Origin of the sequence: Citrobacter sp. XY323, assembly GCF_025106035.1 — a bacterium.
Taxonomy (GTDB): Bacteria; Pseudomonadota; Gammaproteobacteria; order Enterobacterales; family Enterobacteriaceae; genus Citrobacter; species Citrobacter braakii.
Window position 1 is genome coordinate 415078 of record NZ_JANYUK010000002.1, and the last position, 12906, is coordinate 427983.

At 55.6% G+C, this 12906-nt stretch carries 13 protein-coding genes; 4 read left to right on the plus strand and 9 right to left on the minus strand.

Annotated elements, in window-relative coordinates; all coding sequences use genetic code 11:
• Positions 1-3 precede the first annotated feature (3 nt).
• Positions 4-1950 (plus strand): DNA topoisomerase III, encoded by a 1947-nt coding sequence (topB, locus tag N0B36_RS05585; RefSeq protein ID WP_259686180.1) that lies wholly within the window; start codon positions 4-6, stop codon positions 1948-1950.
• A 63-nt stretch (positions 1951-2013) separates the two neighbouring features.
• Here topB and gdhA read toward each other — a convergent pair whose 3' ends face one another.
• Positions 2014-3357, minus strand: a complete 1344-nt coding sequence (gdhA, locus tag N0B36_RS05590; RefSeq protein WP_047498892.1) for an NADP-specific glutamate dehydrogenase — start codon at positions 3355-3357, stop codon at positions 2014-2016.
• A gap of 237 nt (positions 3358-3594) precedes the next feature.
• On the opposite strand from gdhA, the gene N0B36_RS05595 reads away from it, so the two are divergent.
• Positions 3595-3870: a YnjH family protein gene (locus N0B36_RS05595; protein WP_016152834.1), complete on the plus strand. Its 276-nt coding sequence runs from the start codon at positions 3595-3597 to the stop codon at positions 3868-3870.
• Here the strand turns inward: N0B36_RS05595 and N0B36_RS05600 are convergent.
• Positions 3830-4243, minus strand: coding sequence for a pyrimidine (deoxy)nucleoside triphosphate diphosphatase (locus N0B36_RS05600; protein WP_259686168.1), 414 nt, complete (start codon positions 4241-4243; stop codon positions 3830-3832). The genes N0B36_RS05595 and N0B36_RS05600 overlap by 41 nt on opposite strands.
• Positions 4244-4322: 79 nt before the next feature.
• Between N0B36_RS05600 and N0B36_RS05605 the strand changes: the two genes are divergently transcribed.
• Positions 4323-4892: a carboxymuconolactone decarboxylase family protein gene (locus tag N0B36_RS05605; protein WP_016156315.1), complete on the plus strand. Its 570-nt coding sequence runs from the start codon at positions 4323-4325 to the stop codon at positions 4890-4892.
• The gene (locus tag N0B36_RS05610; protein ID WP_259686169.1) at positions 4885-5508 is read left to right on the plus strand and encodes a CDP-alcohol phosphatidyltransferase family protein; all 624 of its coding nucleotides are present in this window, start codon (positions 4885-4887) and stop codon (positions 5506-5508) included. The genes N0B36_RS05605 and N0B36_RS05610 overlap by 8 nt, the downstream gene beginning before the upstream one ends.
• Positions 5509-5608: 100 nt before the next feature.
• Here N0B36_RS05610 and N0B36_RS05615 read toward each other — a convergent pair whose 3' ends face one another.
• The 7 genes from N0B36_RS05615 to xthA form a co-directional block, all read right to left on the minus strand.
• Complete coding sequence (locus N0B36_RS05615) at positions 5609-6916, minus strand: sulfurtransferase (RefSeq protein WP_049040435.1); 1308 nt, start codon at positions 6914-6916, stop codon at positions 5609-5611.
• Positions 6917-7002: 86 nt separating this feature from the next.
• Complete coding sequence (locus tag N0B36_RS05620; RefSeq protein ID WP_047417900.1) at positions 7003-7635, minus strand: ATP-binding cassette domain-containing protein; 633 nt, start codon at positions 7633-7635, stop codon at positions 7003-7005.
• A complete protein-coding gene (locus N0B36_RS05625) occupies positions 7635-9170 on the minus strand; it encodes a thiamine ABC transporter permease (RefSeq protein WP_259686170.1) in 1536 nt (511 codons plus the stop codon). The genes N0B36_RS05620 and N0B36_RS05625 overlap by 1 nt, the downstream gene beginning before the upstream one ends.
• Positions 9143-10312, minus strand: a complete 1170-nt coding sequence (locus tag N0B36_RS05630; protein ID WP_259686171.1) for an ABC transporter substrate-binding protein — start codon at positions 10310-10312, stop codon at positions 9143-9145. Before N0B36_RS05630 ends, N0B36_RS05625 begins: the two co-directional genes overlap by 28 nt.
• Before the next feature lie 32 nt (positions 10313-10344).
• Positions 10345-11055, minus strand: coding sequence for a TVP38/TMEM64 family protein (locus N0B36_RS05635; protein WP_259686172.1), 711 nt, complete (start codon positions 11053-11055; stop codon positions 10345-10347).
• Complete coding sequence (locus N0B36_RS05640) at positions 11052-11708, minus strand: TVP38/TMEM64 family protein (protein WP_259686173.1); 657 nt, start codon at positions 11706-11708, stop codon at positions 11052-11054. The genes N0B36_RS05635 and N0B36_RS05640 overlap by 4 nt, the downstream gene beginning before the upstream one ends.
• A 223-nt stretch (positions 11709-11931) precedes the next feature.
• Positions 11932-12738, minus strand: coding sequence for an exodeoxyribonuclease III (xthA, locus tag N0B36_RS05645; protein WP_016156323.1), 807 nt, complete (start codon positions 12736-12738; stop codon positions 11932-11934).
• Between the last annotated feature and the right edge of the window lie 168 nt (positions 12739-12906).

A 12906-nucleotide genomic window follows, 5' to 3' on the forward strand; every position in this document is an offset into this window, starting at 1 on the left:
TCGATGCGGTTGTTTATTGCCGAAAAACCGAGTCTGGCGCGCGCTATCGCCGATGTGCTGCCGAAGCCACATCGCAAAGGTGACGGTTTTATCGAATGCGGAAACGGGCAAGTGGTGACCTGGTGTATTGGTCACCTGCTTGAGCAGGCGCAGCCAGATGCCTACGACAGTCGTTATGCTCGCTGGAGTCTGGTTGATCTGCCGATTGTCCCGGAAAAGTGGCAACTGCAGCCGCGTCCCTCGGTGACCAAACAGCTCAACGTTATTAAGCGATTTTTGCATGAGGCCAGTGAAGTCATTCACGCAGGTGACCCCGATCGTGAAGGACAGCTGCTGGTGGATGAAGTGCTGGATTACCTGCAACTGGCCCCTGAAAAGCGCCAGCAGGTGCAACGCTGCCTGATTAACGACCTCAACCCGCAGGCCGTCGAGCGGGCGATTGAGCGTCTGCGCGCCAACAGTGAGTTCATCCCCCTTTGCGTGTCGGCACTGGCGCGAGCGCGGGCGGACTGGCTGTACGGTATCAACATGACGCGCGCTTATACCATTCTGGGGCGTAACGCGGGCTATCAGGGCGTACTTTCGGTCGGGCGCGTGCAGACGCCGGTGCTCGGACTGGTTGTGCGTCGCGATGAAGAGATTGAAAACTTCGTTGCCAAAGACTTCTTCGAGGTAAAGGCGCATATCGTGACGCCCGCCGATGAGCGGTTTACCGCTATCTGGCAGCCGAGCGAAGCGTGTGAGCCGTATCAGGATGAAGAAGGGCGCTTGCTAAACCGCACGCTGGCTGAACACGTGGTAAACCGCATTAACGGTCAGCCGGCGATCGTCACCAGCTATAACGATAAACGGGAATCAGAATCCGCGTCGCTGCCGTTTTCGCTATCGGCGTTGCAGATTGAAGCGGCGAAACGCTTTGGCTTAAGTGCGCAAAACGTTCTGGATATCTGCCAGAAGCTGTATGAAACCCATAAACTGATCACCTATCCGCGTTCGGATAGCCGTTATCTGCCGGAAGAACACTTTGCCGGACGTCACGCGGTGCTGAACGCGATTAGCGTCCATGCGCCGGATCTGCTTCCGCAACCGGCGGTCAATCCCGATACGCGAAACCGCTGTTGGGATGATAAAAAAGTGGATGCCCACCACGCCATCATTCCAACCGCGCGCAGTTCGTCCATCAACCTGAACGATAATGAAGCGAAGATATACAACCTGATTGCCCGTCAATATCTGATGCAGTTTTGCGCGGATGCGGTATTCAGGAAGTGCGTTATTGAGCTGGACATCGCGAAAGGTAAGTTTGTCGCCAAAGCCCGTTTTCTGGCTGAAGCTGGATGGCGTACGCTGCTAGGCAACAAAGAGCGCGACGAAGATAACGACGGGACGCCGCTGCCGGTGGTGGCAAAAGACGACGAGCTGCTGTGCGAAAAAGGCGAAGTGGTTGAACGACAGACCCAGCCTCCGCGGCACTTTACCGATGCCACGCTGCTGTCAGCGATGACCGGAATCGCGCGCTTTGTGCAGGATAAAGATCTGAAAAAGATCCTGCGCGCAACGGACGGACTGGGAACGGAAGCGACGCGCGCCGGGATTATCGAGCTGCTGTTTAAGCGTGGTTTCCTGGTGAAGAAGGGGCGCTATATCCATTCTACCGATGCCGGAAAAGCGCTGTTTCATTCGCTGCCTGAAATGGCGACGCGCCCGGATATGACCGCGCACTGGGAGTCTATCCTGACCCAAATCAGCGAAAAGCAGTGTCGATATCAGGATTTCATGCAGCCGCTGGTGGGGACGCTGTATCAGCTAATCGATCAGGCGCGCAGCACGCCGGTACGACGCTTCCGTGGTATTGCCGCACCGGGTAGTAGTGGTGGTGACAAGAAAAAGAGCGCGCCGCGGAAACGCACGGCGAAAAAAAGCCCGCCATCTGAAGAGGCGGGCCTGTAATGCGCTCTTAGGCTGGATAAGGCACGTGTGCCGTATCTAGCCTACGGGAACAACAGATCTGAATTAAATCACACCCTGGCCCAACATCGCGTCGGCAACTTTCACGAATCCCGCGATGTTGGCGCCACGTACGTAGTTGGTTTGCTTACTTTCGCCGCCGTACTCGACGCAGGCATGGTGAATATCCAGCATGATGTGGTGCAGGCGCGCATCCACTTTCTCCGCTTTCCAGCCCAGACGTGCGGCGTTCTGCGCCATTTCCAGACCGGATGTCGCTACGCCTCCCGCGTTGGCCGCTTTACCCGGCGCGAACAATACACCGGCTTCCAGGAACAGATCGGTGGCCTCGATGGTGGTAGGCATGTTTGCCCCTTCGGCGACAGCCTTCACGCCGTTGGCGATCAGCACGCGTGCCGCATCGACATCAAGTTCGTTCTGGGTGGCGCACGGCAGGGCGATATCAACCGGAACCGACCACGGCTGTTGGCCTTCCAGATAGGTCAGGCCAAATTCGCGGGCGTAATCCGCCACGCGGCCGTCGCGGCTGTCTTTGATCGCGCACAGACGCGCCAGTTTTTCTTTGGTAAATCCGCTTTCGTCGACCACGGTACCGCTGGAATCGGAGGCGGTGACTACTCGCGCGCCAAACTCCATGGCTTTCTCAATGGCGAATTGCGCCACGTTACCGGAACCAGAGACGGCCACGCGCATGCCTTCAAAGCCCAGGCCATGGCGTTTGAGCATCGCTTCGGTGAAGTACACCAGACCGTAGCCGGTAGCTTCCGGGCGAATCAGGCTGCCGCCGAAAGAGAGACCTTTACCGGTAAAGACGCAGGCGCTGTTGTTGGACAGTTTTTTCATCATCCCGGCCATAAAGCCGACTTCACGACCGCCCACGCCGATATCGCCCGCCGGAACATCGGTATCGGGCCCTAAATGGCGGAACAGTTCGGTCATCAGCGCCTGGCAGAAACGCATGATTTCGCCTTCGCTTTTACCTTTCGGATCGAAATCGCTCCCGCCTTTACCCCCGCCCATTGGCAGCGTGGTGAGGGCGTTTTTAAATGTTTGCTCGAAGCCAAGGAATTTCAGGATCGACAGGTTCACGGAAGGGTGGAAACGCATCCCGCCTTTGTATGGGCCAATGGCGGAGCTAAACTGCACGCGCCACGCGCGGTTGACCTGCACCTGATTGCGATCGTCCAGCCAGACGACGCGGAACTGGATCACGCGCTCCGGTTCAACCAGACGTTCCAGCAACGACATCTGACGATAACGCGGGTTTTGCTCGAGGAAGGGCCACAGTGTCGTCATTACCTCACGAACGGCTTGCGCGAACTCGGTCTGATTCGGGTCGCGCTTTTGCACATGGTTAAGGAATGACTCCAGAGAACATGTCTGATCCATAGATATAAATACCTCTTATGTATTGATATGGTTATATTTTTGATTTTTGTGTTAAGTGTTTTGCAGTTTTTGACTATAACATCAGCAGTGTGACGGGACGCAAGAAAAAATTAACCGCGCTAAGTAAATTAATATTGCGGCGTGGGTCATAACCAAAAGCGATGATGGCAAGGGCTAAAGTTTCTGCCGGTTTATACCGTTATACTGAGCATAACTGTCAGTCAAAAAGGAAAGAATATGCGCCGTATAATCATGGCAGGAGCGTTGGCACTGGTGTCCAGCGCGACGCTGGCAAATCAGCTCTATCGCCCGGACGTGCAGGTGAATGTCCCGCCGGAAGTGTTCAGTTCCAGCGGTCAGCGGGCGCAACCCTGTAGTCAGTGCTGTATTTATCAGGATCAAAACTACTCAGAAGGGGCGGTGATTAAAGCGGATGGCGTTTTGCTTCAGTGCCAGCGCGATGATAAAACGATCAGCACGAATCCGCTGGTCTGGCGTCGCGTAAAAGGATAAACGCTTCTAATAGCGGGATATCGGCAGGCGCCAGCGGATAACGCAGTGTCTCTTCGGGTGAACACCAGACGATATCCTGATGCTCATACGCTCTCAGCTCCCCCTGATATGACGGTACATGCAAGGCATGTAAGTGAATGAGTCGGCCTGAAACCTCGCGTTGATGGCTGGCAATGTAGCGCCCAACGACCGCCTCGATGCCCAACTCTTCACGCAGTTCACGGACCAGCGCCTCTTGCTGACTTTCCCCCGGCTCAACCTTACCGCCAGCAAACTCCCACATACCTGACTGATCCGCATGCTGCGGGCGTTGAGCCAGTAAAATTTTGCCATCACGTTCAATGATAGCGGCGACCACGTCGAGGGTTTTCATTATATTCATCAAGATCTAACGGTAGAAAATGACATACTATCGTTATCTTTGTTTTATCTAAAGTATTCAGGAGCCACCGTTGAACGATCCTCAGTCGTGGGTAAAACCGTTAACGCGTATCCCTTCCAGTTTGCAACCGCTCGTTGCTACGCAGAAAAAACATTATGGTGATGTGCTGCATCCCACGCGCTGGTGGGGGCGGATGCCGTTCCTGTTCTGGCTGGTGGCGCTGTTTGTCGGGTTTCTGGAGCGTAAAAAGGCGCGCCTGTCGCCGGTGATGCGCGCGCTGTTGATGACCCGCGTTTCTCAGGTGTGCCACTGCGCTTTCTGCGTTGACGCCAACAGTTTACGGCTGGCTGAACGCTGCGGCGCGCTGGATAAAGTCTTACAGGTTGCCAACTGGCAAGAATCAACGCTATTTAGCGCAGAAGAACGTGTAGGGCTGGCCTATGCTGATGCGGTCACCGCAACGCCACCACAGGTTGACGATGCGCTGAAAGCGCAGATGAAGCAGTATTTTACCGATGACGCCATTACTGAAATGACCGCGCTGATTGCGTTTCAAAATCTCTCGGCGCGTTTTAATGCCGCTCTCGATATTCCCTCCCAGGGACTGTGCGACAGTTTTAAAGGACGCCCGCATGCTTGACCGTCATCTTCATCCGCGATTAAAACCGCTTTTGCATCGCTGCGTGGGCATCATTGATCAACCGGCGATTACCCCGGACGGACTTACGCTGGTCGGTTTTGCTATTGGCGTGCTGGCGTTGCCATTTCTGGCGTTAGGCTGGTATATGGCGGCGCTGGTGGCCATTGTACTCAATCGGCTGTTTGACGGGCTGGATGGGGCGCTGGCACGGCGCAGAGGGCTAACGGACGCGGGAGGATTTCTCGATATCTCGCTCGATTTTCTGTTTTACGCCTTAGTGCCGTTTGGTTTTATTCTTGCTGCGCCGGCGCAAAATGCGCTGGCAGGCGGTTGGCTGTTGTTCGCGTTTATTGGCACCGGCAGCAGCTTTCTGGCCTTCGCCGCGCTGGCGGCAAAGCATCAGATTGATAACCCCGGTTATGCGCATAAATCGTTTTATTATCTGGGCGGACTGACCGAAGGAACCGAGACGATTTTGCTGTTTGTGTTGGGATGTCTGTTCCCGGAATATTTTGCCGTAATGGCGTGGGTCTTTGGCGCGCTGTGCTGGATGACGACGTTCACCCGGATCTGGAGCGGATATCTGACGCTGAAAGCGGTCCAGCGTCCGGCGTAACGTAGTGCGTTGCCGAATGCGCTTCGCTTATTCGGCCTACAACGATGGTTTATGTAGGCTGGGTAAAGCGTTCTCGCTGCATCCGGCAACAATGGCAATCTTACTTGCTGGCGTCCGGACCCCGTTCACCGCTGGCGATCGGGTTTTTCGGAGAGCTGCTCCACTCATACCAGCCGCCGTCGTAGACGGAGACGTTTTTCCAGCCCATTGCGCGGGCATACATAAACGTTTCCGAAGCACGCCAGCCGGTACCACAATAGAATGAGACCTGCTGCTGTGGCAGGATATTCCATTGCTTCCACATGGCGGCGATGTCATCGGCGCTGCGCATGGTGCCATCCGGGTTATGGAAATCTTCCATGTGGGTGGAGTCGCTGCCTGCATGGCCCCAACGCGCCCCTGCGATCTCACCTTTTGGCTTAATGTAGCTATAGCCGCTGGTCGTACCGATAAATTCCGGCCATGAACGAATGCTCACCAAAGACGCATCCTGGCGATGCAGCAGACCGCGAGCCTGTTCCATATCCAGCATCAGTTGCGGTTGGGCAGGGATCGTCACGCCGAAATCAGGTTCAGGCTTCACCGTTGGTGCCGTACCGCGTTCGACCGGTAAACCTGAGTCAGACCAGGTCTGCCAGCCGCCGTCGAGCAGACGAACATCTTTCACACCTGCATACAGCATAATTTGTGCCACGCGCGCGGCGGCGTAGACATCGCGGCCGTATAAAATCACCGTGGTGTCGTGGCGGATGCCGTGTTTCGCCAGCATCGCTTTGAGCTGCGCGTCGGACACTTTATTCCACAGCGGTTCGCTTTCGACTTCGTTGGTATCAATATAGCCCGCGCCAGGGATATGGCTGAGCAGATACAACTTCGGCGCGCCCCAGGCGGCTTCAATCACTTTCCAGTCACCGGCCGGTTTGGCGGTTACCTCTTTACCCTGCTGAAGGTCGTGCAGCCACTGCGGGTAAACCAACTGTTCGAAGTGCGGCAGACGTTGCAGGCGGGCAGGGTCCGTAAGCGCATCGCTGAGGGTTGAGATAGCGTTAAAGCCGACTTTCTGCAGGCGGGATTTGACGGCCTGCATGTCAGTATCGCTGCCATACAATGCCACCGGCGCGTCAGTTTTCAGGTGATGTGCCTTAACCCAGGCGCTGAGTTGTTCATCATTCATCTTGTCGAGCCAGGCGGCAGACAGGTTCAGTGCGGAAGGCTCGTGTCCTGAAGGACCATTAAGCGATTGCGGCCAGCCGTTATAAAAAGCGCTCTGACGGGTATCGATCGCCGCGCCTTGCTTTTGCTGTAACTGGTTGAGGGTGAGCGTCTGTGCTGTTTCAGCAGCCCAGGAAGAAGCGCAAGCGAGCCCTAAAGCCAGTGCCAGCGCGGTCATTTGAGAAACACGTTTCATCGAATAGCCCGACGTTGAAAAAGAGGACGACATTCTGTGCCGCCAGTTAAGTAAAAACCTTGCGTTAACGCAGCATATCGCCACATTCACGCCCAGTTTTCCATCTGTAATACGCGACCTGCTGGCGGGACGTCCTGCGCATCGTGGGTAACCTGGACCACCGGAATACCCAGTTTACGTACTTCGGTGAAGACCCACTGGCGAAAGGTATCGCGCAGCGACGCATCCAGCCTGCTAAAGGGTTCATCGAGTAACAGCGCCTGGGGTTGCGCCAGCAGCGCGCGAAGCAGGGCGACACGCGAGCGTTGCCCGCCGGAGAGCGAAGCCGGATCGCGTGAATAAAATCCTGCCAGGCCCGCGCGTGCGAGGGCGCTTTCCACCTCATGGCGTCTGGCGGGACCTTGCACGCTGGCGGGTAAGGCCAGCAGTAAATTCTGCCCAACGCTGAAATGGTCAAACAGCAGCGCATCCTGAAACAGAATGCCAATCTGGCGCTGCGCAGTAGGCAGTGTGTCTACGCGCTGTTCGTTGAGCCACAGTTCGCCTGACGCCTGAAACTGAGGAGACAACGCCCCGATCATCCACGAAAATAACGAAGACTTACCGCTGCCGGAAGGCCCCATAATGGTGACAATGTCACTTTTATTAACCTGGAAATTAACGTCCTTCAGTAGCGCCGTCGTACCCTGGTACAACGAAACGCCTTGTACAATGAGCATTAGCGGAGTCCTTGTCGAAAGCGGCCAATCCACGCAGCGAGAAACGCCGCCAGTGCGAAAATTATAAGCGGTAACAGAAGCTGCCATAGCGCCTGGGTTGCCAGAATGGCGGTGCTACCGCCGCTGCTTAATGCCACCGCTTCGGTGGTCAGCGTGGGATAGCGCCCGGCGCCTAACCACAGCGTCGGCATATACTGGGCGATACTGACTGAGAACCCTACCGTGAAGGCAACCAGCGCCGGGCGCGCCAGCAGCGGACATTTTACTTGCCAGAATATGCGCCCCCGGGTCCAACCCAGCGTTTGCGCAATCAAAATCAATCGTGGGTCAATGCGTCGCCACGCCGGTTTGAGCACAAACAGCATCCATGGCATCACCCACAGCAGGTGTCCCCAGACAATGGTTATCATCAGCCCATCCTGTCCGGCATATAACGCCAACAGATACTGTCCAGTTACCAGCGGCAGCGCAGGCAAAATGAGCGGTAGCCAGACCCAACGGTGTCCGGTTTGTGGACCCCATTCCAGCCAGGCAAAAAGTATCAGCAGCGCCAGCACGCTGGAGAAAAGCCCCAGTTGCAGGCTAGTGCTGAGCGCCTCGCTATTTAGCGACGAATAGCTGGCGATCAGCGCCAGAACCAGCGCGCACACCACACCGCCAAAGGGCAAAAGTTGTACCAGCGAACGGCCGATTGTACAGGATGAAAAACGCAGGCGTTCCCCGTTTACTGCGGGAATAGTGCGTTGCCAGGCGCGCCAGAGCAGATACCCCGCCAGCGCGATGATGAGTAGCAGCAGTACCAGCAGCAGGCTGGCGAGTGCTCCTTTAGCCTGTTGCTCGGCATCGCCCTGACTGAGCCATTGCCAGCTCAACACGGCAAGCGTTGGTGGGTTTCCGGGACCAAGGACGATTGCTACATCCACTACCGAGAGCGACCAGGCGACAATCGCCAGCATGGCTTTGCCTAACGCGGGGGCGAGAGAGGGCAGAACCAGCCAGTTCAGGCATTGCAGTCGGCTGTAACCCAGAGAATCCAGGACGATAACCTGCTGCGAAAGCTGTTTTTCACTCAGCAGAGCTGAGAGGATCCATAACAAAAAGGCACTCTCTTTTACCGCCAGTGTCACGCCAAGCCCAATGCCGTAGCGATCAGGCTGGGGGCTGAGGAATGGGAGCCATTGCCAGAGCATGCCGCCTTCGGCAAAAACCAGCAGCACGCTGGTGGTGAAGGCAACATGTGGAATCGCCAGCAGCCACGGAAGACGCGTGCACAGACGCGCCCAGCCTGCGCCGGGCCATAAGGCGAGGATCGCCAGCAGGGCGATGATCAGCGCGCCGCCAGCCGCGAGGCTTACGGAAACCAGCGTTGCCAGTAACGCCTGCGGGAGTTGAGGATCGCTAAATAGCGCCAGCCAGTGTCTGGTGCTCAGCGCCGGCGTTATCAGAGAAAAAGCCGCTGGCGCCAGCGGCAGATAAACGCCCGCCATGATGGCCCAGAGTAGCAGAATTAATGTGTACCGTAGCGGCGTAGCCATTCTTGTTCCAGAGCGTTTACCCATGCAGCATGCGGTTCTGGCAGCATGGCAGGGAGCCCTTGTGGGATCCGCGCCAGCAGCGCATTACGCTGGTCGACAGGCAATTTTTGTGGATCAAGCACCGAAGGATCTCCCCAGACTGACGGGTCGGCTTTACGCAACTGCGCTTCGGGTGAAAGCAGGAAATTTGCCACGACTTTCGCTCCGGCGCTGGCACGCGCATTCGCTGGAATGGTGACAAAATGCACGTTGCCGAGCATGCCCTGTGAGAAACCAAAACTATAGCTGCTTCTGGGTAATTCACCGCTGGCCACTTTTTGCTGCGCGTGGGCAGGATTAAAGGTCATTGATAAACGCAGGGTGCCACCGTTGAGCAGCGCATCCATTCGCGCGGGCGTGGGCGGAAAATCTTTACCTTCGCGCCACAGGGCAGGATGCAAAGCATCAAGGTAATGCCACAATGGAGCGGTAACGTCGGCGAATGTGGACGCATCTGGCGCTATTTTCAGCGCCTGTGGCTTGTTGGTGAGCGAAATTAACAACTGCTCAAGAAAAGCCGTTCCGGTAAAGTCTGGCGGACGCGGATAGGTCACCGTGCCAGGGTGCGCCTGGGCAAACTCAAGCAGTGCCTGCGGGGATTGCGGCGGCTGCGCGGTGAGATCGTGCCTGGCAATAAAGGTAAGCTGTGCGCCGCCCCACGGTGATTCAGCCCCCTCCGTTGGAATGGAAAAGTCTTCTTTCACCGGTTTCTGGGTATCAACATAGCGCCAGTTAGGCAGCATTTGCGCCCACTGGGTCTGTAGCAGCCCGGCTTCTTTCAGCGTGCGGAAATTTTCGCCGTTCACCCACAGTAAATCGACCGAGCCACCGGTTTTTCGCCCGGATGCCGCTTCCGTCTGGATACGTTTTACGGCGTCGGCGGCATCCGCCAGGCGTACGATTTTCAGGTTAATGGCATGGTGTGTTTTCATCTCGCCGCTAACCCAGTCGAGATACTGGTTAACTGCGTTGTCACCACCCCAGGCGTTGAACCACACCGTCTGACCGCGGGCGTCATTTTTGATTTGCTGCCAACTGGCGTCCTCGGCGAAAGCCGCCAGCGGAGAGAGCAGCAAATTCAGGCACAATAAGCAGTAACGCATAATATCTCCCTTGCTAAAAATGGGGGAAAGACTCAGGTCTTTTTCCGTTGATGCTCAAGATAAAGGCTTCTGGCCACGGCAATCACCACGCTCAGAGCGAACAGGATGAACAGGCCGGTAACAAACCAAAATGTGCCGCCGGTTAACAGGCTACCAGCCCATGAATAGACGATAGTGGCCGGTAACTGACCGATGCCGGTGGCGATGAAGAAATGGCGAAAACGAATCGAGGTCAGGCCTGCTGCGTAGCTTACCGGGTCGAACGGCACAAAAGGTAACAGGCGACAGACAAGAATTGTGTGCTTGCCATAGCGCTCGAAAAAAGAGTCCATGTTGTTCAGCACCTTTTTTCCGGTCAGTTTTTCCACCGCGCTGCGACCTAAAACGCGGGCAATAAAAAAGCACAGCGCCGCGCCTGCCATCGCGCTGCTCCAGGACAGAACGCCGCCCCAAAATGCGCCAAACAGCGAGGCGTTGGCAAAGGTGATCACAAAGGCGGGAAGCGGCGCGACGATGGCCTGTAAGATCATCAGGAAGAACGACACGACCGCCGCCTGGGTTCCGTAAGAACGAATGAAGTTCTCAAGAGCATGCTGATCGAGCGTGGTAAATGCCGCCAGGCTGGCGTGAAGAAAATCACTCACGCCAGGTATCCACGCCCACGCCATCAGGACGAGCAGCAGCAGGGCAAGCAAGCTTATACGGTAATAGCGTGTCCGCCGCGCTTTATTCATCTTGATCATTTACCCGTGTACTCGTGACCGGGCGCCGGATCGACATGTTTATGCCGCGCCCAGGCTTTGGCTGCCTGAACGAGGACGAATAGCGCCAGCCCCGCAACGCTGAGCTTACCGATAAATGCCCAGCTAATCCCTTCGCTGGCCAGTTCGTGCGACATCAGCGTATAGATAAAGATGCCGGGCAAGGTGGTCAGCGCAGATATCACGGTAAATGACCAGAACGGAATGGCCGTCAGCCCATAGGCATAGTTTTGAATGTTATAGGGGAACAGTGGCACGAGCCGGGTCAGGATCAGAAAGTCTACTCCGCTATGGGCAATACCTTTTTCGATAGCCTGAAACGTTGCCGTGTGGCCAACGTATTTCAGCAGCAATTCCCGGCCAAGCCAGCGAGCCAGCATAAATGACAGCGCCGAAGCCATGGTTGCCGCCACTAACGAGATAAGCGTCCCTGTCACCGGGCCAAACAGCACACCGCCGACGATCACCAGAATGCTGCCTGGGATCAGACACAGCGCGGCAACTATAAACAGCAGGATATAAAGGGTATAGCCGAACAGGCCGCTTTGGCGGATGACATCTTGTAAATGATGGAAATTGGTGATCAGATCGGTCAGACCGTAATGATGGAAAACTCCCGCCAGAACGCAGAACAATACCGCAACAATTAGCAGCCGGTATTCTGCGTTATGCGAACTTCTTTTTCATGGGGGTTCTCCTGTAAAACCGAGTGCAATGTGGCGTTTTCGTCAGCGAAAAGTGCGCGCGAAGATATAATAAATTTCCGGCTGCAACAATGTATTACCGTGGCTTTATTGATTTTGCACAGAATAAACAGACTCTCCAGGCCAGGCCCGGAGAGTGAAAATACGCAGACGATCAGACGCGGAATTTAGCCCATACAGGCGCATGGTCGGACGGCTTTTCCATGCTGCGGATTTCATAGTCGATGCCGGTTTCTTCGCAGCGCTCCGCCAGCGGTTTGCTCGCCAGCAGCAGATCAATACGCAGGCCACGGTTATCGTCAAAGCCTTTTGAGCGGTAATCAAACCACGAGAACTGGTCGTTCTTTTCAGGCCAGGCGTGACGGTAGGTATCTACCAGGCCCCAGCCCAGCAGACGCTCCATCCACTCGCGCTCTTCTGGCAGGAAGGAACATTTGCCGGTACGCAGCCAGCGTTTACGGTTCTCTTCGCCAATACCGATATCGAGGTCGGTTGGGCTGATATTCATATCGCCCATGATCAATACCGGATTGTCGCGCTTCAGTTCAGTCTCCAGGTAGTTTTGTAGGTTCTGATAAAACGCGGCTTTGGCCGGGAACTTGGTTTCATGGTCACGGCTTTCGCCCTGCGGGAAATAGCCGTTAATCACCGTGATGCTGCCCAGAGGCGACGGAATTTCCGCCATGATGATACGGCGCTGCGCTTCTTCGCCATCACCCGGGAAGCCACGACGCACCGCAATCGGTGTTTCTTTCGTTAATAGTGCTACGCCGTAATGGCCTTTCTGACCGTGATAAAAGACGTTATAACCCAGCTTTGCTACCTCTTCGAGAGGGAACATATCGTCGTGGACTTTTGTCTCCTGTAAGCCAATAACATCCGGTTGGTGTTTTTCGACAATGGCTGCCAGTTGATGGGGACGGGCACGCAGGCCGTTGATATTAAAAGAGACAAATTTCATAGTCGCTGCCACTTTGCAAGATGAATAGTGCAAGGATGGTAGCAGAATTTCTGCAGGCTGACTGCTTCTTGTCACCTGATTCCAACAATGATTGCTAATGGTGTTAACGATGGAGCAAAAACTGCACCGTTTTGGCGCGTAGCGCGTCGGAATAGAGCAATAATTTCC

Excerpts from the sequence above, each read along its gene's own strand:
- topB (WP_259686180.1), top strand. The coding sequence starts at position 4 with ATGCGGTTGTTTATTGCCGAAAAACCGAGTCTGGCGCGCGCTATCGCC.
- gdhA (WP_047498892.1), bottom strand. The coding sequence starts at position 3,357 with ATGGATCAGACATGTTCTCTGGAGTCATTCCTTAACCATGTGCAAAAG.
- N0B36_RS05595 (WP_016152834.1), top strand. The coding sequence starts at position 3,595 with ATGCGCCGTATAATCATGGCAGGAGCGTTGGCACTGGTGTCCAGCGCG.
- N0B36_RS05600 (WP_259686168.1), bottom strand. The coding sequence starts at position 4,243 with ATGAAAACCCTCGACGTGGTCGCCGCTATCATTGAACGTGATGGCAAA.
- N0B36_RS05610 (WP_259686169.1), top strand. The coding sequence starts at position 4,885 with ATGCTTGACCGTCATCTTCATCCGCGATTAAAACCGCTTTTGCATCGC.
- N0B36_RS05615 (WP_049040435.1), bottom strand. The coding sequence starts at position 6,916 with ATGAAACGTGTTTCTCAAATGACCGCGCTGGCACTGGCTTTAGGGCTC.
- N0B36_RS05620 (WP_047417900.1), bottom strand. The coding sequence starts at position 7,635 with ATGCTCATTGTACAAGGCGTTTCGTTGTACCAGGGTACGACGGCGCTA.
- N0B36_RS05625 (WP_259686170.1), bottom strand. The coding sequence starts at position 9,170 with ATGGCTACGCCGCTACGGTACACATTAATTCTGCTACTCTGGGCCATC.
- N0B36_RS05630 (WP_259686171.1), bottom strand. The coding sequence starts at position 10,312 with ATGCGTTACTGCTTATTGTGCCTGAATTTGCTGCTCTCTCCGCTGGCG.
- N0B36_RS05635 (WP_259686172.1), bottom strand. The coding sequence starts at position 11,055 with ATGATCAAGATGAATAAAGCGCGGCGGACACGCTATTACCGTATAAGC.
- xthA (WP_016156323.1), bottom strand. The coding sequence starts at position 12,738 with ATGAAATTTGTCTCTTTTAATATCAACGGCCTGCGTGCCCGTCCCCAT.